Below are 23,885 nucleotides of genomic sequence, written 5' to 3' on the forward strand. Positions count from 1 at the left end.
CATAGGCCCGCTTTGCGGAATATGCGTCGTCGCACACCGAAACGGTTCGCTGAAATCCGACGAAAGTTTGGAACCGGATCGCGTGGCAAAATCGTTCCTGCTTGCGGACCTTTGGAGAACACCTTGCGCGTACTCGTCATCGAAGACGACGCCAGCATCGCGACCAACCTCTACGACTATCTGGAGAGTGCTGGCTACGAGGTCGACATGGCCATGAGCGGCCCGGCCGGCCTGAAGCTTGCGGTGTCGCAATCGTGGGACGCGATCCTCCTCGACCTGTCGCTGCCGGGCATGGACGGGCTGACGCTGTGTCGCAAGCTGCGCGAAGAGAACCATCGCGACACGCCGGTGCTGATGCTGACGGCTCGGGATACGCTGGACGACAAGCTCGACGGCTTTGATCACGGTGCCGATGATTATCTCGTCAAGCCGTTCTCGCTCAAGGAAGTCGGCGCGCGTCTCGGTGCGCTGGTCAAGCGCTACCGCGGGCAAGTTGCCGAGACCGCGCTGTGTTGTGCCGATGTCCGCCTTGATCTGAAAACGCTGACGGTCGAGCGTGCCGGGCGGCCGGTGAAGATGCCGCCGAAATGCCTGCATCTGCTGCGTCTGCTGATGCAGACGCCGGATCGGGTGATCGGCCATGCGGAGCTCGAAGCCGAGGTATGGGGCGACGCGCTGCAGGACAGCGACACGCTGCGCACGCACGTCTACACGTTGCGTCGCGCGCTCACCGCGCAGGGTGAACCCGACCCGATCGAAACCGTTCATGGTCTCGGCTACCGGTTTGTGGCGGGCGACGATCGTGCGCTTTAGCCTTCGCGCGAAGGTCGCGCTCTTCTTCTCCGCGCTGACGATCGTGCTGCTCATCGCACAGGCACTGGGCGTCAAGACGCTCGCCGAAGCGCAGGAGGAACGACTGATCACCGCGCTGATCAGCGACGATCTTGTCAGCGTGCTTCGTTCGTATCGCAGCGACCCTGCGCTGATGCCGCCGTTCGACGTCCGGCTGAAAGGCTATGTATCGGCGGCGGACCGCCCGCAACTTGCGCTGCCGGACTCGGTGACTCAACTCCCCGACGGCACCCACGAAATCATTCTCGACGACCGCGAGATTCACGTCGCGATCGTCTCGTTCGGCGCGGGCCGCCTCTACCGCGTGTACGACTTCAGCGCTTACGAGCAGCGATTCCGGCAGGTGATCAACGCCCTGATGGCCGGCACCGGCGTGTTCGCGCTGTTCACGATCTGGTGCGCGTTCTGGCTGTCGGGGCTGCTGGTGCGGCAGGTCGCGAACCTGGCGCAGCAGGTCAAATCGCTGCGGCTCGGCGGCGCTACGTCGCTGAACACAGGGAAGTACGACGAGGTCGAGGTGGGCGAGCTGGCTGAGGCGTTCAACGACTACCATCGGCGCATGGCCGAGATGGTCGAGCGCGAAAAGGAATTCGCCGGAAATGTCAGCCACGAACTGCGCACACCGCTGACCGTGATCAAGACCAGTTGCGAACTGATCGAGCACGACGCGTCGATCGGTGCGAAGTCGCGCGCCCGCCTGCAGCAGATCGAGCGTGCGGCGGACGGCATGAAGGATCTGGTCGACGCACTGCTGCTGCTCGCGCGCGAGAAGCAGCCCGCCGACATTGCTGCCGTGAGCCTCGTCGGTGCGATCGAAGAGGCGGTCGATCCAGCCGCCGCGACGCTGCATGCGAAGGGCATCCGTACCCGGATCGATATCGATCGCGGCGTGCATGTCGAGGCCAGCCGCTCCGTGCTCGGACTCGTGCTGTCGAATCTGATCGACAACGCCGTCCGCTATACGGATCGCGGCGAGATCGCGTTCTCGTTCGCGGACGGTTGGCTGTATATCGAGGATACCGGCCACGGGATCCCCGCCGATGCGCTGCCGCACGTGTTCGATCGCGGCTACCAGGCGCGCACGGCCACGCCGGGTTTCGGCATCGGCCTGTCGATCGTGAAGAAGATCTGCGACCGCCACGGATGGCCGATCCGGATCGGCAGCGAACCAGGCCGCGGCACGCGCGTGTCGCTGTGCCTGCCGGCCCCGAATCCCGCACGGCCCGGGGCAACCTGACCCTTTGTTGACGAAAACTTCACAACCGGTTGCGTAGTATCCGGGCCGAAAGCCGACACCCGGTCGGCATGGACCCTGGATATCCGTATGCGCGGAGCGCTGCTTGTCGTCTGTGCGTTGCTGGGCGGCTGTGCGACCTACCATCCCCAGCCGATCGCTCCGTTACTGATTGCCCGTCAATTCGAGAACCGTACGCTCGCGAGCGACGAACTGCATGTGTACCTCGTGCGCGAGCTTGGACACGACGTAGCGCAGTGGCCGCTGCCGCACTGGAACCGCGAGACGCTCACGCTGGCGGCCTGGTACTACAGTCCCGCGCTGGGTGTCGCGCGCGCGCAGTGGGGAACAGCGAAGGCCGGAATCGATGTGGCCGGCGCGATTCCGAATCCGGTCCTTCAGTTGCCGTTCCAGTGGGCGACGCCGAATCCGGGGCCGGGTGCGCCGTTCACAACCGGGCCGGCACTCGATATCCCGATCGAGACTGCGGGCAAGCGCGGATACCGGATCGATCAGGCGTCACACCTGTCGGAATCCGCTCGCCTTGCGATTGGCAACGAAGCGTGGAAAGTCGGCGCTCAGGTACGCGACGCGCTCCTGGCGGTTCATGCGGACCGCGAACGCAGCGCGCTGTTGTTGCGCAAGGTCGAGGCCCAGCAGCAGATCGTCGCGATGGTGACGAAGCGACGCACAGTCGGAGAAAGCGCGGGCCCCGACGTTGATGCGGCCGTCGCCGCACAAATCCAGGCGCAGGTCGATCTGGCAGCCAGCCGGGCAGCCGAACAGGATGCGCGCGCGCAACTGGCTGCGGCGATCGGCATTCCGGCCGCCGCACTGGAGCATGTCGCGTTCGATTTCGACGGATTCGACGGCGCTCCACCACCGCCACCCGCGACCGAGGCCCGGCGCGACGCGATCCTGCATCGTGCCGACCTGCTCGGTTCGCTCGCCGACTATGCCGCCGCCGAATCGGCGTTGCAGCTGGAGGTCGCGAAGCAATACCCGGACATTCATCTGGGCCCCGGATACACGTACGACACCGGCACGCACAAGATCGCGTTCGGCTTGGCCGGCATCACGCTGCCGATCTTCGATCAGAACCAGGGCGGTATCGCCCAGGCGGAAGCGAAGCGCAAGGAAGCCGCGGCCCGCACCGCCGCGCTGCAGGACACGATCCTCGGCGATCTCGACCACGCGCTGGCTCGCTATCGATCGAGCATCGATGCGTTGCAGTTGTCCGATGCGCACCGAACCGCCGCACGCAGGCAACTCGACAGTCAGGAGGCCGGATTCGCGGCCGGTGACGTCGATCGCCTGACGCTCACGCAGGCGAAGGCCGACTACCAGGCCAACGAGATCGCCCGTCTGGATGCGACCGTCGCGGTTCGCCAGGCGGCCGGCGCGCTCGAGGACGCGATGCAGCGCCCGCTGACGCCGGACGCCGGTCGAACCCTCTCTCCGTTACAACAGGGTGCGCGATGAAACGCCGACTGTTCTTCCTCTCAGTCATCTCCGTCGCGCTGGTCGCCGGTGCCGGGTGGTACATCTACCGGACGCTCGGTCCGGGAGCATCGGCACCGGTTGCCGCCGCACCAACGGCGCAGCCAACCGTGCAAACCGTGAACGGCGAGACGGTTGTTGTGGTGCCGCCCGACGAGCAGCGCGCCAGCCGGATCGAGGTAACGCCGCTGGCCGCGGCGGTCGTGCGTTCCGGCCGTACTGCTTATGCGACAGTCGTTGATTTGCAGCCGTTGTTCGATCTGCGCAACCGGCTGGCGACCGCCATCGCGGACCGCGACACCGCGCGCGAACTGGCCGCCACGTCGCAAGCGCAATACGAGCGAAGCCGGACGCTTTTCGCGGACGATCGCAACGTGTCGCAAAAGGCGCTGCAGGATGCGCAGGCGGCCGCGCAAACGGCTCGTGCGAAGCTGCAATCCGCCGATGCGGCGCAAGGCTCGCTGGCCGCGACGATGCGTCAGCAGTTCGGCGATGTGCTGACGAATGCCGCGATGGCACCTCAATCGGTACTGTTCCAGCGGCTGCTGGCCGGGCAGGCGGTTGTCGTGCGCGTGACACTGCCGCCCGACGATGCGGATACCGCTCCCGAGCGTATCGCGATCGATGGCCCGGACGGGCAGCCGGTGACGGCGCAGAAGCTGTCGGCGTCGCCGCAGGGCGATCCGGCGGTACAGGGCAATCCGTGGCTCTATGCGGCCGCGCGTGCGTTACCGGTCGGCACCCGCACGAGCGCGCACGTGCCCGGCGCGAATCCGGCCGCGTCCGCGCTGGCGATCCCCGACCGTGCCGTCGTGTGGTACGGCGGCCAGCCCTGGGTCTATGTCCGCACGGCACTCGATCGCTTTACACGTCGCGCCGTGCCAGCCGACTCCGCTGGCGATCAGGGCTTCGACGTGACGACGGGCTTCCATGCTGGCGATGCCGTCGTGACGCAGGGTGCGCAGCTGCTGCTGTCGGAGGAACAGAAGCCGCAGGGCATTGCAACGGTCTGCAAGGATCCGCCCGAATGCGACGACTGAATCCGAAGGTCGGCTTGCCCGTCATCCATCCGACAACTGCCCATGCTTAACGCGATCATCCGGTTCTCGCTGCGCTTTCGCGGCATCGTGTATGCGCTCGCCGTGCTCGCGGCCGGATACGGACTCTTTTCGCTGACGCGCGCGAAGCTCGATGTGTTTCCGGAATTCGCGCCACCGATGAGCATCGTCCAGATCGAAGCGCCGGGCCTGACCAGCGAGCAAGTCGAGACACTCGTGACACAGCCGGTCGAAAACGGGCTCGGCGGCATGGTCGGCCTGCAGTCGATGCGTTCGCGGTCGATGCAGGGCCTGTCGTCGATCACGCTGGTATTCGACGCGCATGCGAACGTGCTGCAGATCCGACAGCTCGTGTCCGAACGCGTGAATGCACTAGCCGCTACGTTGCCGGCGGGCGTGCTGCCGCCGCGCCTGTTGCCGTTGACGACGACAACCAGCGTGGTGCGCACGATCGGGCTGACGTCGAAAACGCGCTCGTTGATGGACCTGTACGACGTTGCGCAATGGGTCGTGCGGCCGCAGTTGATGAGCGCACCGGGCGTCGCCGACGCGATCGTGTTCGGCGGCCAGACACGCCAGTTGCAGATTCAGGTCGATCCGGCGAAATTGATGCGCTATGGCCTGTCGATTCAGGACGTCATCGCTGCGGCACGCCAGTCGACCGGCGTGCGCGGCGCCGGTTTCATCGAGAACGACAACCAGCGCATCGCCGTCAATGCGGACGGCCAGATCGCCACGCCGGAGAAACTGGCGGGCGTCGTGCTCCGCTGGAGCAACGGCGTCGCCGTTCGTCTGTCCGATGTCGCGGCAGTGACGTGGGATAGCGCGCCGGCGGTGGGCGCCGCATCGATCATGGGGCAGCCGGGCGTGATGCTCGTGCTCGAAAGCCAGTACGGCACGAATACGCGGGCCGTGACGAACGACATCGACAAGACGCTCGCCGCGCTTCGTCCGGTGCTGGCGAAACAGGGTGTCGACGTACAACCCGACGTGTTCCGCCCGGCCAAGTTCATCGATGCATCGGTCGGACACCTGCGTACCGCGTTGCTGGTCGGCGCTGTGCTCGTGATCGCGGTGTTGTTCCTGTTCTTGCTGAATGTCCGCACCGCGTTGATTTCGGCGGTCGCAATCCCGCTGTCGTTGCTGGTCGCGATCATCGTGCTCGTGTCGTTCGGCGTGAGCCTGAACACGATGACGCTGGGCGGCCTCGCGATTGCGCTCGGCGAAGTGGTCGACGACGCGATCATCGATGTCGAGAACATCTACCGGCGGCTTCGCGAGAACCGTGCGTTGTCGACACCGCTGCCCGTGTTTCGCGTCGTGCTTCGCGCGTCGCTCGAGGTGCGAAGCGCAGTCGTGTTCGCAACCTTCATCGTGATGCTGATCTTCCTGCCGGTGCTGACGTTGTCGGGGGTTGCGGGCAAGCTGTTCGCGCCGCTCGGCATCGCGTACATCCTCGCGGTGCTGGCGTCGCTCGGCGTCGCGCTGACGCTCACGCCAGCGATGGCCCTCGCGCTGCTCACGCGCGGGCCGCTGCCTGCTCACGAGCCGCGGCTGATTGCGGGTTTCAAAAAACGCTACACGGCGCTGCTGTTGAAGGTCGAGCAGCGCGTGAAGACCGTGATGATCGTTGTCGCGCTGATGTGCGTCGCCGCGCTGGCGTCGCTTCCGTTCATGGGCGGCAACTTCATTCCGGAGTTGCGCGAAGGTCACTACATCGTCCACATGGGGATTGCGCCCGGCACGTCGCTCGCAGAATCGATGCGCATCGGTGCGCAAGTCACGCATGCGCTGATGCAGGTGCCCGGCGTGCGTCTCGTCGCGCAGCGTGCGGGGCGCGCCAACGAGGTGGTCGACCCGATGGGCGTGCAACTGAGCGAATTCGAAGTCGACCTCGAGCCGATGAGCGCATCGGGTCAAAGTAAAGCGCTGCACCGCATCCAGCAGGCGCTTGGCCGGTTCCCGGGTCTCACGACGTCGGTCAACACGTTCCTGGTCGAACGGATCGACGAAACGATCTCGGGCGTCACCGCGCCGGTCGTCGTCAACGTGTTCGGCGACAACCTCGACGTGATCGATCGCAAGGCGCAGGAGATCGCCCGTCTGCTCGGGACGATTCACGGTGTCGCCAGCGTGGGCGTCGAGTCGCCTCCCGGCATTCCCGAGCTCGACGTGCGGCTCAAGCCCGATCAACTGAGCCGCTGGGGTTTCCGGCCGGTGGACGTGCTCGATGCAATCCAGAGCGCCTATCAGGGTGCCACCGCGTCTCAGGTCTATCTGGGCAGCCGAACATACGACGTCGTCGTGATCCTGTCGCCCGATGTACGCCGCAGCTTCGCGGACGTCGGGGCATTGATGCTGCGTAACCCGGACGGGCTCGCGGTTCCGCTGCGCGCACTCGCGACGATCGGTCAGGTGTCGGGTCACTACCAGATCACGCATGATGGCGGCCGCCGCATGCAGACGGTTTCCGTGACGCTCGGCAGCCGCGCAGTGAGCGATTTCGTGAAGGAGGCGCAAGCACGTGTGAGTCGCGAAGTAGCGATGCCTGCGGGCACGTATGCCGTCTTCTCTGGAGAAAGTGAAGCGCGTTCGCAGTCGCAGCACGACCTGCTCGTCTATGGCGCAATGTCCGCCGTCGGCATTGCACTGCTGCTGTTTCTCGCGATGAAGAGCCGTCGAGGCGTCGTGCTCGTGATGGTCAATCTGCCGTTTGCATTGGTGGGCGGCGTCCTGAGCGTTGCGTTGGCGGGCGGCGACCTGTCGCTGGGCAGCATGGTCGGCTTCGTCACGTTGTTCGGCATCTCGTTGCGCAACTCGATCATGCTGATCAGCCACTACGAGCACCTCGTCCACATCGAAGGCATGCCGTGGGGGCTCGATACCGCGGTACGAGGTGCATCGGAGCGCCTGATTCCAATCCTGATGACCGCGCTCGTCACCGCGCTTGCGCTGATGCCGCTCGCATTGACCAGCGGCGCCGCTGGTAACGAGATCGAGGGACCGATGGCGATCGTCATCCTGGGTGGCCTGATCACGTCGACGGCGCTGAACCTGATCGTGCTGCCGACGCTGGCATTGCGGTACGGGCGGTTCGAGCTGGACACACTGGCGGAGTCGTCCGCCGCTCCGTCGAACGGGTGACCCATGCACGCGTGGCTTGTCGGTATCGCGGCGCATCCCGCGCTCGTCTTGATCGTCGTATTCGGTGTGGCATGCGCCGAGTCGCTCGCCATCGTTGGAACGCTGGTCCCGGCCGGCATCGTCATGTTCGCGGCCGGCGCGTTGATCGGCGCCGGCGTGCTGGAAGTGTGGGCCACGCTCGCTGTTGCCGCGCTGGGCGCAATGACGGGGGATGGAGTCAGCTTTGAACTGGGCCGCCGATACGCTGGTGAAGTGCGCACGTGGTGGGCCGAAAAGGGGCACGCGGAAGCCTGGGAGCGCGGCGAGCAGTTCGTCGACAAGCATGGCGGCAAAAGCATCGTCATGGCCCGCTTCTTTGCCCCGGTACGCGCGGTTGTTCCGCTGGTTGCCGGTGCGGCGCAGATGCCGCGCCACAAGTTCTATCCGATCAATGTTGCGTCGGCATTGGCATGGTCGCCCGCGCATATCGTCCCTGGGATCGTGTTTGGCGCATCCGCTCAACTTGCCGCTGCCGTGAGCGAGCGCCTTGCCGTGATGCTGCTCCTGTTCGCTGCGCTGATCTGGTTGATTGTTCGGTTCGTGCGCGTTGCGATGCGATATGGCGTGCCAGTCGCAAGGACCGCTGCATGGCGGGCAATGGAGCGACTCGGGCGGCGGCACCCGAGTGTCGCGACGGCGCTGTCAGGTATCGTCGGTCCCGACCATCCGGAATCGCCGACCCTGATGGTGCTCGCGCTACTGTTCATCGGGAGTGTGTGGCTGTTCCTCGGGATTCTCCAGGACGTGATCGCACACGATCCGCTCATGGAAGCCGACATCGCGATCGACAATTTCCTGCGCACGTTACACACGGTGCCTGTCGACTATCTGATGACCAGTGTTGTCGCATTGAGCGGATGGGATGTCGGCCTGATCGTGTCCGCCCTTGTGCTGCTCTGGCTGGTGGTTCGGCAATGTTGGCGTACAGCCATCTACTGGCTACTTGCCGTATGCGTTGCTGCGGCCGTCAGCCCCGTGCTCGAGCCATCGGACTACGTGAAACCGCTGGCCTGGCCGGCGGGCGTACCGCACGCACCGTCGCCGAGCGGTAACGCAACGCTCAATCTCCTCCTGTACGGATCCCTCGGCTGGCTGCTGATTCGGCGATGGGCGTGGCCATGGCGAGGTGCGGTCGCAGCCGGAATCGTCGGATGGATAGCACTGGTCGGCTTCGCCCACCTTTATCTTGGCGAGAACTGGCTGGCCGACGTTCTGGCCGGATGGAGCCTCGGGCTTGCTTGGTTTGCAGTGCTGGCCGGTATCCATGCGCACTGGAACGTCCGTGACGACGTTCGGCCGGGCATACTGGTTTGCGTTGTGGCGGCCACGCTTGCGATCTACGGCGTCTGGGCGAATCTTGACGGCGACCAGTCCGATCTTGACCGGAGCCACCTAGTTGCGCACGAAACGACACTGACGCTTCGCCAGTGGCGAGAGGGGGGCTGGCGCTCCCTGCCTGGCCGGCGTATTGATTTGAGCGGTGACCGGGAAGAAGCGCTTCCGTTGCAATGGGCGGACGATTCAACCTCGATTTCGGCGCAACTCGAAGCAGCCGGGTGGCGGCCTGCTCCCGCATGGTCGGTGCAATCTGCGTTGCTGTGGTTGACGCCACGCGTGTCCGTCAGCGCGTTGCCCGTGCTGCCGAAGCTGTCGAACGGTTATGGCGCGGCGCTGACCTTTGTGAAGATCGATCCGGCGCGACCGTTGAACCGTACGGTATTGCGGCTCTGGAGATCCGACTACGAGGTGGCGGCCGGGGGGGCGAGCGGTATGCCGGTCTGGTACGGCGCGTTATATCCTGAAATCTTTCGGCGGCCGTGGCAGCTGCTCACGGTTGGTGTCACAACGCGTTCGGATACTGCTGTCATTCCTGGTTTCGCCAAGACGGATGCAGCGGTGTCGAGCGTCGAGGCAGGCGGTAGCGGTGCGACGGCACCTGTCACGCTGGTATCGCCGCGTGGCGTGCCGGTGGTTGGGCGCTGACACATATTTTCCTGTGCCCACCGCGTTCAGCGGCGCGCGTAACGAATCTCGGTTGCCATCCTGAGGTGGTGAATATTCCGGCATCTGATTCGTCTTCCGTTGTGGAGAGATGCACTTCCGGTCGATCTCCGTCAGACGAACCGAGATGCCTGCTGTATCGGAGGCATGCTCCTTTCCAATGAACCTCCTTTGACCACGGCGCACCATGGCATCCCGTTCACCCGCATCTACTAGGCCCGCCATTCCACGTACCGTTTGGGCGCTGGGTTTCGTGAGCCTTTTCATGGATCTGTCTTCCGAGCTCATCCATGCGCTGTTGCCCATTTACTTGGTCTCGACGATGGGCATGAGTGTCGCGGCGCTTGGCGTCCTCGAGGGCGCGGCCGAGGCGACTGCAATGATCGTCAAGGTGTTCTCCGGTGCGATCAGCGATTGGTTGGGGCGTCGCACGGGGCTGCTGCTTCTTGGCTATGGCCTGGCTGCATTAACGAAGCCATTGTTCCCGCTGGCGAGTACGCCGGCTGTAGTCGTGACGGCTCGTCTGCTCGATCGTGTCGGAAAAGGTATCCGCGGCGCACCTCGGGATGCGTTGGTGGCCGATGTCGCCCCGCCTGAAATTCGCGGAGCCTGCTTCGGGTTGCGTCAGTCCATGGATACGGTCGGCGCGTTTCTCGGACCGATGCTCGCCATCGCGCTCATGTTCTGGTTCGCCGACCACATTCGCATTGTTCTGTGGTTTGCCGTGGTGCCCGCGTTCATTGCGATCGGCCTGATTGTGGTGGGCGTCCGGGAACCCGAGCATGCGGATTCGGCACGACGTTTCCGGAATCCGTTGCATTGGCGAGCATTGCGGGAATTTCCGGCCAGCTACTGGTATGTCGTTGCGATCGGCGCCACGTTCACGCTCGCACGATTCAGCGAGGCGTTTCTGGTACTGCGCGCACAGCACGCAGGTTTGGACATTGCATGGATTCCCGGTGTGATGGTGGTCATGGCCCTTGCTTATTCGGTGTCCGCATGGCCGGTAGGCGTGCTCTCCGACCGGCTTGATCGCCGGATTCTGCTGGGCATCGGCATGGCGTTGCTCATGGCGGCCGATCTGATACTGGGCATGGAGCGGTCGGTGCCGGCGGTGTTCGCCGGGGTGGCTGTTTGGGGCCTGCACATGGGATTCACGCAAGGCATACTTGCCGCGATGGTGTCTGAAACGTCGCCCATGACGCTACGCGGCACCGCGTTCGGCATATTCAACCTGATCAGTGGGTTATGCATGTTGTTCGCGAGCGCCATTGCGGGTGTGATATGGGAGCGCTTTGGTTCGTCGGCTACGTTCATTACCGGAGCGGCACTGGTGTTCGTGCCGCTGTGCCTTTGCTGCTACGCGCCGAGACCTCGATCAGAGCGAGTTTGAATCTGGTCACCGTTCTTCCCCACTGGGTAAACAGGGGCCGATTATCGGGGCTGCGGGTGCCAGATGGATCGATGCCGCCGGCGCACCCGTTGGTCTCGGACGGCGAGGGCGGTCAGCAGGTCCATCGAGTACGTGCAGCACGGTCTGTTCGGGCGCAGGGGCGGGGTTTCCCTAGGGGACTTGGCGATCATCATTTACCGGCCGGGAGTCGCGTAGCCATTACACGTCGCGTGCTCTATGTCGCTGCCACAACGGTCAGTTTCTGATTTTTATCCCATTGTTTTAATTGGGAAAAGCAGGCTGCTGCTTGCGGGTCGGTAGGTTCTCGCAGTTCCAATTTGAGCGAACAAAGTTCCAAGTTGGCTGCATCTCGACATCAGGGAAATCCCGGTGCGGTGCCAGGTTATCAGACGAGATTAACTTATATCAAACTAATTTTGACGACGATTTATGTTCCTGATATGGTTTTTGCAATTGCAAAGCGCGACCCGGCTGCGTCGGTGCTCAGCGAAATGGTTCGCCCAGGTTGCCGGCGGCTGAATTGGACGCTCAATCAGTCTGCAATGGCGGCCGTTATTTCCAGATCGATTTGGGGAGCAGGTGGTGCGTGTTCTGGTTTCGTCACCGCCGCACTCGCTTGCGGGTAATGCGCGAGTGTTGAGCGTCACGACGCAGTCCTTCTTCGACATGCCATCGGAGGAGCGTTTGGCCGGGCGCGGTAACCCGCTCGAGTTTTTTGGGCTTCGCGGAATCGGCACGTTTGTTCGCACGGATCGCGAATACGGCGGAAGGACGGCAGTTCGAGTGGATCCTCGTATGCCTGCCCACAGGGAAGACGTACTCGGAAGTCCCCCCAGGGGTGAGTTCCTTTGCGTGATCGACGGCGAAGTGGCGCTGGAACTGAAAGGCAAGGTGTTTGTGCTGCATGCAGGAGACTCGGCACGTGATCAATCCACGGTGCCGTATAGCTGGAGCGACAACGGAGGCAAGGAAGCGGTCTTCGTCCAGGTAGGGGCGCCGCGACTGTTCTAATCGGGGGAGTGCCGGATGGGTGAACACGTAAGGCGCGTTCCCGCATGAAATTGTGAGGATGACGAAATGATCGAATTGAATATGCCGATTTGTCGAATATGACGCCGGCCGTTGCAACTTGAGACGACGCGCAGGCCGTGCGCCGTCATCTGCATTCGAATACAACAAAACCCGTTTCAAACAATCCCGAAACCACTCCTGACAGTGAAATACAGATGAAAAACAAGAAATTCAACGTCAGCGTTATCGCTGTTGCCGCCTTCGCAGCGTCGTCGGCAGCAATGGCACAGTCGTCGATCACCCTGTATGGCATGCTCGATGCAGGTATCGGCTACACCTCGAACATCAATGGCCACAAGCGGTTCGGCCTCGATGGCGGTGCCTCAGGTTCGAACAAGTGGGGCCTCAGGGGGACGGAAGACCTCGGTGGCGGCCTCAAGGCGATATTCAAGATCGAAAACGGTTTCAACATTGGTACAGGTGGCATAGGCGGCCAGGGGCCCATTGGTTCCTCGCGTTCGTTGTTCAACCGCCAGGCTTACGTCTCCCTCGCTTCCGATCAGTACGGTACCGTGCGCCTGGGGCGCCAGCTCGACGCTGTGACGGAAATGGTGCAAGTCCTGACGGGCGACGCCATTTCGGCGTCGGCATTCTCGACCCCGGGCGACGTAGACAACAACGACAACACGACGAACCAGAACAGCGCCGTGAAGTACATTTCGCCGGTCTTCCACGGCTTCCAGGCGGAAGGCGCGTATTCGTTCGGCGGCGTGGCCGGTGCGATGGGTTCGGGTCAATCGTGGTCGGTGGCTGCGAACTACGCCCAAGGTGGCCTGACGGTCGCCGGCGGCTACTTCCATGCGGCGAACCAGGGTGAGAACGGGTGGATGAACGCAACGGCGCAACCGAGTTTCGGCGGTGCGCTGGGCTATCCGAGCTCGGGTTACAACGGCGGCAATGCGTTCAAGAGTGCGGGCATCGCGCAAATCGCGACTCAATACCAGATTGGTCCGTACACGGCCGGGTTGCGCTACTCGAACGCGCAGTACCAGGGCAACGCTGGCCAGCCATCGATCCACTTCAACGTGCTGGGTGCCCTCCTGCAGTACCAGGTCACCCCGGCGCTGGCGCTGGCGACCGGGTATACGTACGTCTACGGTTCCGCGGCCACGCCGAAGCTGGCTGCTGAAGGCCGCACGATGGCGTCGATCAACCAGGTGTCGCTGGGTGCAACGTACTCGCTGTCGAAGAGCACTGCGCTGTACGCGATGGGCGGCTACGTTCATGCCCAGGGCGCTCAGGCTTCGGTTGCCGACTTCGGCAACACCGCATCGGGCGGTAACCAGGTTCAGGTCAACATCGGCATGTACCACGGTTTCTGATCGCCGGCTCGGAAGTCCGGAGTAATGGATGCATTACTCCGGCAACGAAGCATTCCGCCATGAGGCGGCAGGCATAAAGGAATCGAGCGACGCGAACGAATCCGTCCTTCATGCGTAGTCAATCGCGCGCTGGTTCGAATCGGCGAGCATCAAGGCGTGCCAATCCACAGCAAGGTGGTCTCGGCTTGCGCGATGTTCTCGACGCTGTGCGGGGCCATCGTCTTGTACTGCACGAAATCGCCCTCCCGTAGCGGAAATTCGTTGCCGTCCAGGGTCAGTTTGATCTCACCTTTCAGAACGTAGATCAGTTGTTCTGCCGACGATGGCGATTCGATACATCGCGCTCCCGGCGGTGTTCGAATCAATACCGCGTCCATCTCACCGTTGCCGCGATAGCCAGTTAGGTGAGAAAAGCAGCTGGGTGATTCTGACGTGCTGAGAAACGTTCTTGATTCGGCATGCGAAATGGATAAATCGTTACCCAACGGGGTAAAAAAATAATCGATCGCAACACCGAGGGCAGTAGCGATGCGGGTGAGCGCGGACAAAGATGGGGAGGCGTGGCCTCGCTCGACTTGGGACATGTATCCCTTCGAGAGTCCTGACGCAGTGGCTACGTCTTCAAGCGTCTTGTCCAGGCGCTTGCGGAGGCTTCGAATCTTGCTCGCCGAGGCGAACGTTGTCAGGTGTTGAAATTCTTTGCTTGGGCATGACTGGAAAGGGGATTCATCCGGCTTGGACGGGCTACGCTCAATCGCTCGTATCACCGTTTTCCCCGGTCGTGTGCGAGGGACGCATGCCGGGGTCGACATCAAGCAGATTTGCCAGCTTCTGACAGAAGCATCCTGGCGACATCTCGCGCCTCTATTGCCGCGTTCTTGTTGCCGTAGACCTGAGCGGCGATGATGGCGCCATCAATCAAAATCATTAACTTGCTCGCGCAGACCGGAGCCCGGGTTTCGCCTATCAGTGGCTTCAATAACTGCTCGACGAAAGTTCGCAGATGGACTTTCTGCATGGCTGAGGCTTTGGCAATCTCCGAGTCAGCTTCAGGATGTTCAGTTACTGCGTTGATAAACATGCAGCCGTAGAACAAGGGGCCATTGATCCACAGATCATGCCATTCAAAAACGGCATCGATTCGCGCTGTGGGGTCGCTGCGTGCGGTTACATAGGCGACAAGGTCGTCGGAGGCGGCCAGTTGACGTTGACGAAGGACCTCTACGATCAAATCGTCTTTCGACGGGAAGTACTTGTACATCGTCATTTTGGAGACTGACGACTCCGCAATGATCCTGTCGACACCCACCGCCTGATACCCGAATTCCGAAAATAGTCGGGCCGCCGTGTCGACGACGGCCTGTCTCTTTGCGCTCATCGCGCTGCTCCGTTTCACACTCCAAGCCTGCACTTTAACAGAGGTATACAGATCTGTCTGTATACGATACCGTGGCGAGCCCATCCTCCCTGAATCAAGGTGCAAGATCCGTGAAAAGTTCCTATCTGCAACGTATTCAGGCTTGCTTGCGACGGTTCCGAATCTTCAAGCTGGCGGACGGCACTGGCGGAGATCGCTACATGGTACGAGTCGCCAGTTTGTTTCATCTCCAGAGCCGTCGACAGGAGATGGAGCGTTCTTCAAGCGCCTTGGGCGGTGTTGTCAGCGAGCGAGCACTGGGAGATGCACACCGGCAGCCGCTTGCTGTTCCTCGTCGCAAGCAGTGATCGAGGCTGAGCCCGTGCACCGTCCTTGACGGAACGAACGTGATTTCGCATCACGCTTTCGTTTCGATCTCCGTGATGAAAACATTCACTGCGATACGCGATCGAATGACGATTGAGTGCTGAAAGGGGCTGTTGAATGTCCCGGACTGCGCGGGATCGATTGATCGCAATTAGCCGATTTCGGCCTGCCGCATCGGCTCGAGGTTCGTTTTTTCCAGGCATGCGAAACTGACGACGATCGGCGGCAGTCTGCACGCCGTCGTGCCCATTGGTGTCGCTGCGAAGCATCGATGTATTGGGGCGTTCGCTAACGATCCCGATGAGCATTGTTCAGCGCAAATCACTTCAACAGGATGCGTACTCAAATGACTGTCCCCGACGAGGATGCGTGGAACGCATGGCATCCGGCCGAGCTTGCTCAACGATTGAATGCTGTCCATTTGCCTTGGTGTGTCGTCGGCGGATGGGCGCTCGATCTTTGGCATGGCGCTCAGACGCGTGAACATGGCGATCTGGAATTCACGATATTGCGAGAAGACTTCGGTACCTTCCGCCGAGTGTTCGATGATCTCGCGTTCTACACCGCGCATGCCGGAGTTCTGGAAAGGCTGCCGGAAAATCAGGATGCCCCATCGGGGATCATGCAATTCTGGGGATTCGACTGCGCGGCTGAAAGCTGGCGGATTGATATGATGATCGAGCCGGGCACGAATGAATGCTGGGCCTACAAGAGAGATCCGTCGTTCAAACGGCCGCGCGCGGACATGGTGATGAAAACAGCCGACGGCATTCCCTATCTGAATCCATCGGCCGTACTGCTGTTCAAGGCCCGGGATCGGCGCCCGAAAGATCAACAGGATTTCGACAGAGCATTACCGAAACTGCCAGCTGTCGAACGCGCGTGGTTGAAAGAATGCCTCGACGTTCTCCACCCCGGCAATGAATGGGCGCAGGCGTTGTAATGTTGAATCGTTATCTTGGGTGATGGATCGTAGTCACGTTGCCGGCGAGGCTTGACGTAATTCCGTCCTGCGTTGTCTCGGCCGACTACGGACCTCGGTGTGCCACGATGTCCATCGCGGCGAAACAAGTCGGCGAATTGTCGGACACTGGACGACAGTGAACATTGCCGGCTACCTTCAAGCTCGCCCCATCCATTGAATGTCCACGTCGAGGTCAATCCATGCAACTTCAAACCGGCAACCTGTTCACCGCCGAAGGCCAGCATGGCGACGACGAGCGAATCGACCTTCTCGTCACGGGGCAGCGCCTAAACGTTGAGCGGATCGTTTCGATGGGCCATACGAGCCCCGACGACTTCTGGTATGACGACTCACGCGCCGAGTGGGTCGTACTGCTGTCGGGCGCAGCCGTGCTCGAATTCGAAGAAGGCCCGGCGCGCCATGAAATGCACCCAGGCGACTACGTGCTGATCGAGCCGCATTGCCGCCATCGCGTCGCGTGGACGCACGAAGAAACGCAAACCGTCTGGCTTGCAATTTATTACGAACGTTGAATCGGGAAATTTTGGGCGGCATGCAATCCGGCACGCAGCATGCCACCGCGCGCCGAATGAGACAACGCTTCATCAACCCGGCGGTCTTTGAATACCGCCGGTATCGATGCCCAAATAGCAGGACGGCGCGCGAAGCTGCGCGCCGGTGTGCGTCGAGAATCTTATTCCTGGATCAGGAATCGATTGCGATTCTTCGCGTCCTTGATCCATGCAGGTGCGCGACCGCGGCCCGACCAGGTTGCGCCGGTCTTCGGGTCGCGATACTTTGCCTGCACGGGGGCGGCCGCTTGCTTGGCCGGACGACCACGACGCGCACCGAAAATGTCCTTTTCGGTAATGCCGTATTCCGCAACTTTGGTGCGGATGTCGTCGACGATCGCCTGGAATTCTGCGGCACGTGCAGCTTCGGCTTTCTCGGCCAAAGCATCCATTTGGGCTTTCAGTTCCTTGTAAGTCGCCATGATCGCTCTTCTGGTTGAGTTCTCACATGATAGCGGTTTCAACGGGAAAATTTGTGGAAATTCTCACCGACTACGTGTTTTGTCATGGATTGGGCGCGCAGGACTGCTTCGAACACCTGAGAAGTGTGTCATGTTGACGAGCGCGTAGAGGATTACCCGGAAACTTTTATCGGAAACGACGCGTCGTTTTGACCGTACGAGGTGGTTTTTTTCTTGCAGACAAGCAGCAGAGACTTAATGAGTCTTTACATTTTTCTGAAGTATCGGGGAATTCACTAATGAACAGAGACGATAAGCTGATAAAAATCGCGGCCGAGTTCGGATTCGATCCGGACGAGGAAATCAGGATTGGCGGAAAGTACACGCCCGTTCTGGTCGACGGGCGCACGGCCTACATTGCCGGCCAGATTCCGCGGATTGGCGACATGGTGCATTTCGTGGGCGTGGTGGGGGAGTCCGTTTCGCTCGACGAAGGCCGTCGGGCCGCCAGTGTATCGGCGCTGCGTGCGCTCTCGCTGATCAGAAAGCACTGCGGCACGCTGGACGCGATAGCGACGGTGCCACGCATCACCGTGTATGTGCGAAGCGCGCCCGGCTTCACGATGCAAAGCGAAATTGCCGATGGCGCATCGGACATTTTGTATGCGGTACTTGGCGACGCCGGTATTCATACGCGTACGTCGGTCGGTGTGCTGCAATTGCCCAAAGGCGCATCGGTTGAAGCGGATTTCATTTTCGGGCTAATGCACGGCGCTGCCGGTAGCTGACTTCCGCGGGCTGCATGTCGCGGATGCGTAGTTCCTCGAAGTACGCGGAAAGCCGATGCATTTGCATTGACGGTGGCGCCTCGCGATGCCGAAAGAAAGAAACGGCTGCCGAAGGAATTCGAAGCGATGCACGATGAAGAGAAGCTCGCAAAGCTTCAGGCGCTGTTCGATGCCTGAGACATGAATGCGCGCGGCGGACTGGGCAAGTGGGCCGCGCTGGCGTTCGACCCGTGTCCAGACGATCTCGCGTGATAGCGCACTGAGTGGAGCGCGTATGTTGTCGCGACCTGCGAATGCGGCACACGGCGCTGCACGTTCGCGTCCGTAGGGGTTGCGCATATCGCTGTGCACCGCGCCCGGGCACGCAGTCGATCCGCGCTTCCTGCCTGCGCGGCGGCAGCGCGCCGGCTATACGCCTTTCAAGTCGTCAGCCGATCGCGAATTTGTCACGGTCCGGCAACCGCATGCCTGCCGGATTATTTCCGATTCCCGCAATTTCAAGAAACCACCACCCCGCCAATATCAACCGGCATCCCCATTTTGGGAGATGCCATCACCCGACGATAAGCCTACGATTGACCGCAGGGCATCGGGGCGGATGTCATCAGAAGAAATGGACAGGCCCGCCACTCCGTGTCGAAATCAATCAATGCCCACACGGTTTACTGACACAGCTTCTGCGTACGATGACGTTCGACGTGTGCGGTGAGTCATTTGCATCGCAACACGATGGCGCGTTGATGACGGAAGGCCTGCAGTCGTATTTCGGGGAATTTCAATCAATATGCTGGCACGAGACTATGCAGAGCGAGAGCTCTCTCACATCCAGAGAATGGTTGCTCTCCTGGATAGCGAAACGTACGCCGACGACGTGTCGATGTCGGGCGCGGGGCGTGTACGGCATCCGAGCTACTGGCGCGGGCGCATCGAGGAGCTGCTGTCGGCGCCCGATGTGCCGCGCCACGTCAGAAAGCTGAGCGAAGCAGTGCTCGCGAAGATCGACGCGATGGAAATGCGGTTCGCGACGATGAAGTAAGCACATCGTCGGATACGGCGCCGGCACGCGCGCCGTCGCGCCATCGCTTCGTCGACCGGATGGCCGGTCGCTGATCCGGGTTATGCGAGCGCCATCACGTCAAGCAGGGCCGCACGGAACGCGGCCATCTCCGCAGCGGTGCCGATGGACACGCGAAGATATGCCGGCGGGCCCGACTCGCGAATCAGGACGCCGTGGCGCAGGAGCCCGCTCCAGATCCTGTGCCGATCCGCAAACTCGCCGAACATCACGAAGTTGGCATCGGAATCGGCCACCGTGAGGCCCAGGCCACGCAGCCAGCCGACGGTCGAGTCGCGCTCGGCCTTGATCGCGTCGACCTGCGACAACATCTCGTCACGCGCGACCAGCGCCGCGCAGGCTGCCGCCTGGGTGAAGGCCGACAAGTGATAGGGCAATCGAACCAGCTTCAGCGCTTCGACGATCGCAGGCGCACTCGCGCAATACCCGACGCGGCCGCCCGCGAACTTGAACGCCTTGCTCAACGTACGGGTAACGATGAGCCGCGGATGGTTCGGCAGCAGCGTCGCCGCGCTGGGGACGCCGTGACGCCGGAACTCCGCATAGGCTTCGTCGACGACGACCACGCCCGGCGCGACGGCCAGTATCGCGCGGATATCGTCGAGCGGCAGCGCGGTGCCGGTCGGGTTGTTCGGCGACGTCAGTAGCACCACGCTCGGCTGGTGCTCGCGGATACTGTTGAGCGCCTGATCCAGATCCAGCGCGAAATCCTCGGTGCGCGGCAACGTATGCAGGCGCGTGAAAGTCGTGCGGCAGTATTCGTCATACATCGGATACGCGGGCGTAAAGACCAGCGCCGATCGCCCCGGGCCACCGAATGCCTGCAGGATCTGCTGGATCACTTCATTCGAGCCGTTGGCCGCCCAGACGCGCGATGCGTCGACCGTCACGCCGGTGTCGTGCGTCAGATACGCAGCCAGATGCGATCGCAGTTCGACGAAGTCGCGATCGGGATAGCGGTTCGCCGCGCGCGCCGCGTCGGCCACCGCGGTCGCGATGCGCTCGATGAGCGCAGGCGACGGCGGATAGGGATTCTCGTTGACGTTCAGGCATACCGGCACATCGAGCTGCGGCGCACCGTATGCGTGCTGCAACTTGAGATCCTCGCGAAGCGGCAAATCCGACAGGGCAACGGCTTTCCAGGGTGGTTGCATTGAAAACACTCCGTACGGTATCGATTGATTGGCGCTGCAGGTTTTTAAGGCCGCAGAAAACAAAAAAGGCGCCGGAGGCGCCTTGGTTGTCGTCTTGATCGGGCATTTACCCGATGCAATTGCTAGATGCGAAACGAGCCACGGCGCAACAGAGGGCGTCCGTGGTGATGGTGCAGCGAGGTCGTGGTGTTTCGAATCGTCATGCGTCGCATCATGGCATACCCTGATCCGGATGAAAAGCAGGCGGCACCGCGCGCACCCGATGCAATTGCGTGGTGAAAGCCGGAAAAACGGCCATTACGTCTGACGATAAACGGTAACAAACGTGGTATTTCGATCAAACGCGAACGAGTGATTTAAACGTTGGCGCCGATTGACTAAGATGCGCAGAAGAAAGACGTTCGACAAAAACGCACGGCGCGGGGTGGCCAGATGCCAATGAACGGATTGATTCCATCGGCATGGATCGATGACGTCTACGCTGCGGCACTGGGCGATCAACGATGGGAAACGGTGCTGGACGGGCTGCGATCGTGGGTCGGCGTGCGCATGGTCACGCTGCTGTCGTTCGACGACGCGGCGAGGGTGCCGGCGATCGAACAGGCGGCGGGCGACGACGCGTCATGGGTCGCCGCGTGTTACCACACCTACAACACCGAGTTCTATCGGTACGACCCGGTCGTGCCGGTCGCCGGCAACTGGCCGGCGGGCCGCTGGTTCGAGGACGTCAAGCACCTGCCTGCGCAGCAGCGTGCGCACAGCGCGTTCTATCAGGAATTCCTTCTTCCTTTCGGGCTCGGCAGCATCTCGGGCCTGTACATCCATCGCAGCGAGGGTTCCGGCGCATTCCTCAGCGTCCAGAGCGGCCCCGAATCGCAAGGCCTTTCCGACGATCAGCGCCGTGCGATCGAAAGCATGGGAACGCATATCAGCCGCGCGCTGCAGATCCAGGCGCGGATCGGCGAGCTCGAGGCGCGCGTGGCTGCCGCCGAATCGGCGCTCGATGCGATTCCGGTGCCGGTGTTCCTGCTCGGCGCGCAGCGCGAACTGCGCTATACGAATCGCGCGGCCGATCAACTGATCGCGGCGGAGCCGGCGCTGCGGGTCGTGAACGGGCGGTTCGCGCCGGAAGGCTGCATCGACGATGCGCAATGGCGGCACGCTCACGCGCGCGGCGGACTGTTGTTGCGGCGCGCGACAGGCGAGCCGCTGCCGTTGGCGCTGATGCCGGTGCCCGAGCAATCGCGGCTGGTGCGCGAGCGGCCGGGCGTCGCGACGCTGATGACGGCCGCCGACCTGCGTTCACCGTCGGCCCGCGCGCAGCGGTTGCGCGTGTTCTACGGGCTGTCGTCGGCCGAGGCCGATCTCGCCGTGCTGCTGTGCTGCGACGGGCTGTCGCCGCAGGAATGCGCCGGGTTGCGCGGCGTGTCGATCGGCACGATCCGCTCGCAGATCAAGTCGATCTACGCGAAGACGGCCGTGGCGCGCGCGTCGCAACTGACGTCGCTGGTCATGCAGACGTGACGGCGCGAGGCAGGCGTTGGCGTCTGCCGCTGTCCGGATTCCCTGTCGTCCCTTCCTGGTAGCGCCGCACGCAGCGGCGCATGGCCGGCGTGTGCTCATGGCATCGCGCCGACGTGCTGGTCTTGAAGTCGGTCATCCTACAACTAGGACAAGCGAAGCGAAAGATTGCTTTCGGACACAGGCGGAAGCAGTCGCGCCACCGTCCGGCTTGAATGCGAGCCCGCTTCCGGAAAACGTTTCGCGAAAATTCCTCTAAACAGAGAACACGATTCCCTGAAATTGGCTGAAAGCCCTTCATGTTAGGCATTCTACGGGTATGCACCAAGTGAGTTAAACGATTAACCGACGTACATTCGCGTCAACACGTCATACGACGTATGACTCTGCGATCAGCGAGTACGGCGCCGAAACATGCGCATGCCGGCGGATCGCCGCGCCACAACGAGCACAACCATCAAGGAGACTGACGATGAAGCACCGATTCACCCGCTCCCGTATCGCCCTGGCCGTCGCGCTGATGGCCGGCTTCGCGATGTCCGCCCAGGCGCGCGTGTTCCGCTCGGCGGACGTGCACGGCGACAATTTCCCGACCAACATGGCCGTGAAGTTCATGGGCGACGAGTTGTCGAAGCAGACGGGCGGCAAGGATTCGATCAAGGTGTTCGGCAACAGCGCGCTCGGCTCCGAGAAGGACACGGTCGACCAGGTGCGGATCGGCGCGATCGACATGGCGCGCGTCAACGGCGCATCGTTCAACGAGATCGTGCCGGAATCGCTGATCCCGTCGTTCCCGTTCCTGTTCCGCGACATCGATCATTTCCGCAAGGCGATGTACGGCCCGGCCGGCCAGAAGATCCTCGATGCGTTCACCGCGAAGGGGATGATCGCGCTGACGTTCTACGAGAGCGGCGCACGCTCGATCTACGCGAAGCGCCCGGTGCGCTCGCCGGCTGACATGAAAGGGCTGAAGGTGCGCGTGCAACCGTCCGACCTGATGGTCGACGAGATCAAGGCGATGGGCGGCACGCCGACGCCGATGCCGTTCGCCGAGGTGTACACGGGCCTGAAGACGGGCCTCGTCGATGCGGCTGAAAACAACATGCCGTCGTACGAGGAAACCAAGCACTACGAAGTGGCGCCCGACTACTCGGAGACGCAGCACGCGATGACGCCGGAAGTGCTGGTGTTCTCGAAGAAGATCTGGGACACGCTGTCGCCGCAGGAGCAGGCGGCGATCAGGAAGGCCGCGGCCGATTCGGTGCCGTATTACCAGAAGCTGTGGACCGCGCGCGAGGCGTCCGCGCAGCAGACGGTGGCGAAGGGTGGCGCGAAGATCCTGCCGGCCGCGCAGATCGATCGCGCGGCGTTCGTGAAGGCGATGCAGCCGCTGTGGACCAAGTATGAAAAGACGCCGCAGATGAAGCAGATCGTCGACGAGATCGAGGCCACCAAGTGACACGTCACACTTCCCTGGACGGCGCGTCGGCTGCGGGTTCGCCCGGCGCCGGCGCCCCGGAAGGCACGGCGACGGCGCGGCCGCATGCCGCGCCGCTGCTGCGCTGCGTGAACGACGTGCTGTTCCGCGTGCTGGCGGTGATCGCGTCGGCGTGCCTCGCGGTGCTGACGGTGCTGGTGTTCTACGCGGTCGTGATGCGCTACGTGTTCGAGAATGCGCCGGATTTTGTCGAGCCGATCGCGCTGCTGCTCGTGATCGTGATCGCGATGTTCGGTGCGGCGATGAAGGTGCGCGACGGCGGCCATATCGGCCTCGATTCGCTCGTGCGCCGGCTGCCGCCGAAGTCGCGCACGGTGGTGATCGCGATCCAGCATCTGAGCCTGATCGCCTTCGCGATCATGATCATGGTCGGCTGCGGCAGCATGGCCGCCGAAACGATGGGCGACCGCATTCCGATCATCGGGCTGCCCGAAGGCGTGCGCTACCTGATCGCGATGCCCGCGGCGATCGCGATCATCCTCTTCTCGCTCGAGCACCTGCTCGCGCTTCGTCGTTCTTCGCCGGGGCAATAA

Annotated in this window: 22 protein-coding genes; 18 read left to right on the forward strand and 4 right to left on the reverse strand. The window is 62.3% G+C overall.

What is annotated here, in order from left to right; translation table 11 throughout:
• Positions 1 to 123: 123 nt before the first annotated feature.
• The 10 genes from QZM67_RS07685 to QZM67_RS07730 all read left to right on the forward strand — a co-directional run bounded on the left by QZM67_RS07685 (position 124) and on the right by QZM67_RS07730 (position 13,635).
• Positions 124 to 813: a response regulator transcription factor gene (locus tag QZM67_RS07685; protein ID WP_301801585.1), complete on the forward strand. Its 690-nt coding sequence runs from the start codon at positions 124 to 126 to the stop codon at positions 811 to 813.
• Entirely contained in the window at positions 803 to 2,089 is a 1,287-nt protein-coding gene (locus QZM67_RS07690; protein ID WP_301801586.1) for a HAMP domain-containing sensor histidine kinase, read from the forward strand. Before QZM67_RS07685 ends, QZM67_RS07690 begins: the two co-directional genes overlap by 11 nt.
• An 87-nt stretch (positions 2,090 to 2,176) precedes the next feature.
• Positions 2,177 to 3,568 (forward strand): TolC family protein, encoded by a 1,392-nt coding sequence (locus tag QZM67_RS07695; protein ID WP_301801588.1) that lies wholly within the window; start codon positions 2,177 to 2,179, stop codon positions 3,566 to 3,568.
• Entirely contained in the window at positions 3,565 to 4,626 is a 1,062-nt protein-coding gene (locus QZM67_RS07700) for a metal transporter (protein ID WP_301801589.1), read from the forward strand. Before QZM67_RS07695 ends, QZM67_RS07700 begins: the two co-directional genes overlap by 4 nt.
• A gap of 42 nt (positions 4,627 to 4,668) precedes the next feature.
• Positions 4,669 to 7,788 carry an efflux RND transporter permease subunit gene (locus QZM67_RS07705; protein ID WP_301801590.1) on the forward strand — a complete coding sequence of 1,040 codons (3,120 nt, stop codon included), beginning with the start codon at positions 4,669 to 4,671 and terminating at the stop codon, positions 7,786 to 7,788.
• A 3-nt stretch (positions 7,789 to 7,791) separates the two neighbouring features.
• Positions 7,792 to 9,810 carry a bifunctional DedA family/phosphatase PAP2 family protein gene (locus QZM67_RS07710; protein ID WP_301801591.1) on the forward strand — a complete coding sequence of 673 codons (2,019 nt, stop codon included), beginning with the start codon at positions 7,792 to 7,794 and terminating at the stop codon, positions 9,808 to 9,810.
• A 205-nt stretch (positions 9,811 to 10,015) separates the two neighbouring features.
• Positions 10,016 to 11,221 (forward strand): MFS transporter, encoded by a 1,206-nt coding sequence (locus QZM67_RS07715; RefSeq protein WP_301801592.1) that lies wholly within the window; start codon positions 10,016 to 10,018, stop codon positions 11,219 to 11,221.
• 338 nt (positions 11,222 to 11,559) lie between these two features.
• Entirely contained in the window at positions 11,560 to 11,868 is a 309-nt protein-coding gene (locus QZM67_RS07720; RefSeq protein ID WP_301801594.1) for a hypothetical protein, read from the forward strand.
• Between the two features lie 10 nt (positions 11,869 to 11,878).
• Positions 11,879 to 12,253, forward strand: coding sequence for a cupin domain-containing protein (locus tag QZM67_RS07725; protein WP_301801599.1), 375 nt, complete (start codon positions 11,879 to 11,881; stop codon positions 12,251 to 12,253).
• 215 nt (positions 12,254 to 12,468) lie between these two features.
• Positions 12,469 to 13,635: a porin gene (locus QZM67_RS07730; protein ID WP_043184291.1), complete on the forward strand. Its 1,167-nt coding sequence runs from the start codon at positions 12,469 to 12,471 to the stop codon at positions 13,633 to 13,635.
• Positions 13,636 to 13,784: 149 nt separating this feature from the next.
• On the opposite strand, the gene QZM67_RS07735 is transcribed toward QZM67_RS07730, so the two are convergent.
• Together QZM67_RS07735 and QZM67_RS07740 are read right to left on the reverse strand one after the other, a co-directional pair.
• The gene (locus QZM67_RS07735; RefSeq protein WP_301801610.1) at positions 13,785 to 14,447 is read right to left on the reverse strand and encodes a helix-turn-helix domain-containing protein; all 663 of its coding nucleotides are present in this window, start codon (positions 14,445 to 14,447) and stop codon (positions 13,785 to 13,787) included.
• The gene (locus tag QZM67_RS07740) at positions 14,447 to 15,013 is read right to left on the reverse strand and encodes a TetR/AcrR family transcriptional regulator (protein WP_301801612.1); all 567 of its coding nucleotides are present in this window, start codon (positions 15,011 to 15,013) and stop codon (positions 14,447 to 14,449) included. Before QZM67_RS07740 ends, QZM67_RS07735 begins: the two co-directional genes overlap by 1 nt.
• Positions 15,014 to 15,123: 110 nt before the next feature.
• On the opposite strand from QZM67_RS07740, the gene QZM67_RS07745 reads away from it, so the two are divergent.
• The 3 genes from QZM67_RS07745 (at position 15,124) to QZM67_RS07755 (ending at position 16,876) form a co-directional block, all read left to right on the forward strand.
• Positions 15,124 to 15,360 (forward strand): hypothetical protein, encoded by a 237-nt coding sequence (locus QZM67_RS07745; protein ID WP_301801614.1) that lies wholly within the window; start codon positions 15,124 to 15,126, stop codon positions 15,358 to 15,360.
• A gap of 365 nt (positions 15,361 to 15,725) precedes the next feature.
• Positions 15,726 to 16,322, forward strand: a complete 597-nt coding sequence (locus QZM67_RS07750; RefSeq protein WP_301801616.1) for a hypothetical protein — start codon at positions 15,726 to 15,728, stop codon at positions 16,320 to 16,322.
• A gap of 221 nt (positions 16,323 to 16,543) precedes the next feature.
• On the forward strand, positions 16,544 to 16,876 hold the full coding sequence (locus QZM67_RS07755) for a cupin domain-containing protein (protein ID WP_301801618.1): 333 nt from the start codon (positions 16,544 to 16,546) through the stop codon (positions 16,874 to 16,876).
• Between the two features lie 161 nt (positions 16,877 to 17,037).
• Here the strand turns inward: QZM67_RS07755 and QZM67_RS07760 are convergent, their stop codons facing one another.
• A complete protein-coding gene (locus QZM67_RS07760) occupies positions 17,038 to 17,337 on the reverse strand; it encodes an H-NS family nucleoid-associated regulatory protein (RefSeq protein ID WP_043184296.1) in 300 nt (99 codons plus the stop codon).
• A 278-nt stretch (positions 17,338 to 17,615) separates the two neighbouring features.
• Between QZM67_RS07760 and QZM67_RS07765 the strand changes: the two genes are divergently transcribed.
• Both QZM67_RS07765 and QZM67_RS07770 read left to right on the forward strand, forming a co-directional pair.
• The gene (locus tag QZM67_RS07765; RefSeq protein WP_301801620.1) at positions 17,616 to 18,104 is read left to right on the forward strand and encodes a RidA family protein; all 489 of its coding nucleotides are present in this window, start codon (positions 17,616 to 17,618) and stop codon (positions 18,102 to 18,104) included.
• Between the two features lie 784 nt (positions 18,105 to 18,888).
• A complete protein-coding gene (locus QZM67_RS07770; RefSeq protein ID WP_043184298.1) occupies positions 18,889 to 19,140 on the forward strand; it encodes a hypothetical protein in 252 nt (83 codons plus the stop codon).
• A gap of 80 nt (positions 19,141 to 19,220) precedes the next feature.
• On the opposite strand, the gene QZM67_RS07775 is transcribed toward QZM67_RS07770, so the two are convergent.
• Positions 19,221 to 20,333, reverse strand: coding sequence for a histidinol-phosphate transaminase (locus QZM67_RS07775; protein ID WP_301801623.1), 1,113 nt, complete (start codon positions 20,331 to 20,333; stop codon positions 19,221 to 19,223).
• 438 nt (positions 20,334 to 20,771) lie between these two features.
• Between QZM67_RS07775 and QZM67_RS07780 the strand changes: the two genes are divergently transcribed.
• The 3 genes from QZM67_RS07780 (at position 20,772) to QZM67_RS07790 (ending at position 23,885) form a co-directional block, all read left to right on the forward strand.
• Positions 20,772 to 21,857 carry a helix-turn-helix transcriptional regulator gene (locus QZM67_RS07780; RefSeq protein ID WP_301801625.1) on the forward strand — a complete coding sequence of 362 codons (1,086 nt, stop codon included), beginning with the start codon at positions 20,772 to 20,774 and terminating at the stop codon, positions 21,855 to 21,857.
• A gap of 469 nt (positions 21,858 to 22,326) precedes the next feature.
• The gene (locus tag QZM67_RS07785) at positions 22,327 to 23,313 is read left to right on the forward strand and encodes a TRAP transporter substrate-binding protein (RefSeq protein WP_043184305.1); all 987 of its coding nucleotides are present in this window, start codon (positions 22,327 to 22,329) and stop codon (positions 23,311 to 23,313) included.
• Entirely contained in the window at positions 23,310 to 23,885 is a 576-nt protein-coding gene (locus tag QZM67_RS07790; protein WP_175020731.1) for a TRAP transporter small permease, read from the forward strand. The genes QZM67_RS07785 and QZM67_RS07790 overlap by 4 nt, the downstream gene beginning before the upstream one ends.

The sequence above is a fragment of the Burkholderia sp. AU45251 genome (assembly GCF_030482905.1).
In the GTDB taxonomy this organism is placed as follows: Bacteria; Pseudomonadota; Gammaproteobacteria; order Burkholderiales; family Burkholderiaceae; genus Burkholderia; species Burkholderia aenigmatica.

Excerpts from the sequence above, each read along its gene's own strand:
- QZM67_RS07755 (WP_301801618.1), top strand. The coding sequence starts at position 16,544 with ATGCAACTTCAAACCGGCAACCTGTTCACCGCCGAAGGCCAGCATGGC.
- QZM67_RS07715 (WP_301801592.1), top strand. The coding sequence starts at position 10,016 with ATGGCATCCCGTTCACCCGCATCTACTAGGCCCGCCATTCCACGTACC.
- QZM67_RS07785 (WP_043184305.1), top strand. The coding sequence starts at position 22,327 with ATGAAGCACCGATTCACCCGCTCCCGTATCGCCCTGGCCGTCGCGCTG.
- QZM67_RS07695 (WP_301801588.1), top strand. The coding sequence starts at position 2,177 with ATGCGCGGAGCGCTGCTTGTCGTCTGTGCGTTGCTGGGCGGCTGTGCG.
- QZM67_RS07770 (WP_043184298.1), top strand. The coding sequence starts at position 18,889 with ATGCTGGCACGAGACTATGCAGAGCGAGAGCTCTCTCACATCCAGAGA.
- QZM67_RS07730 (WP_043184291.1), top strand. The coding sequence starts at position 12,469 with ATGAAAAACAAGAAATTCAACGTCAGCGTTATCGCTGTTGCCGCCTTC.
- QZM67_RS07700 (WP_301801589.1), top strand. The coding sequence starts at position 3,565 with ATGAAACGCCGACTGTTCTTCCTCTCAGTCATCTCCGTCGCGCTGGTC.
- QZM67_RS07750 (WP_301801616.1), top strand. The coding sequence starts at position 15,726 with ATGACTGTCCCCGACGAGGATGCGTGGAACGCATGGCATCCGGCCGAG.
- QZM67_RS07765 (WP_301801620.1), top strand. The coding sequence starts at position 17,616 with ATGAACAGAGACGATAAGCTGATAAAAATCGCGGCCGAGTTCGGATTC.
- QZM67_RS07740 (WP_301801612.1), bottom strand. The coding sequence starts at position 15,013 with ATGAGCGCAAAGAGACAGGCCGTCGTCGACACGGCGGCCCGACTATTT.
- QZM67_RS07710 (WP_301801591.1), top strand. The coding sequence starts at position 7,792 with ATGCACGCGTGGCTTGTCGGTATCGCGGCGCATCCCGCGCTCGTCTTG.
- QZM67_RS07735 (WP_301801610.1), bottom strand. The coding sequence starts at position 14,447 with ATGTCGACCCCGGCATGCGTCCCTCGCACACGACCGGGGAAAACGGTG.
- QZM67_RS07780 (WP_301801625.1), top strand. The coding sequence starts at position 20,772 with ATGAACGGATTGATTCCATCGGCATGGATCGATGACGTCTACGCTGCG.
- QZM67_RS07760 (WP_043184296.1), bottom strand. The coding sequence starts at position 17,337 with ATGGCGACTTACAAGGAACTGAAAGCCCAAATGGATGCTTTGGCCGAG.
- QZM67_RS07705 (WP_301801590.1), top strand. The coding sequence starts at position 4,669 with ATGCTTAACGCGATCATCCGGTTCTCGCTGCGCTTTCGCGGCATCGTG.
- QZM67_RS07775 (WP_301801623.1), bottom strand. The coding sequence starts at position 20,333 with ATGCAACCACCCTGGAAAGCCGTTGCCCTGTCGGATTTGCCGCTTCGC.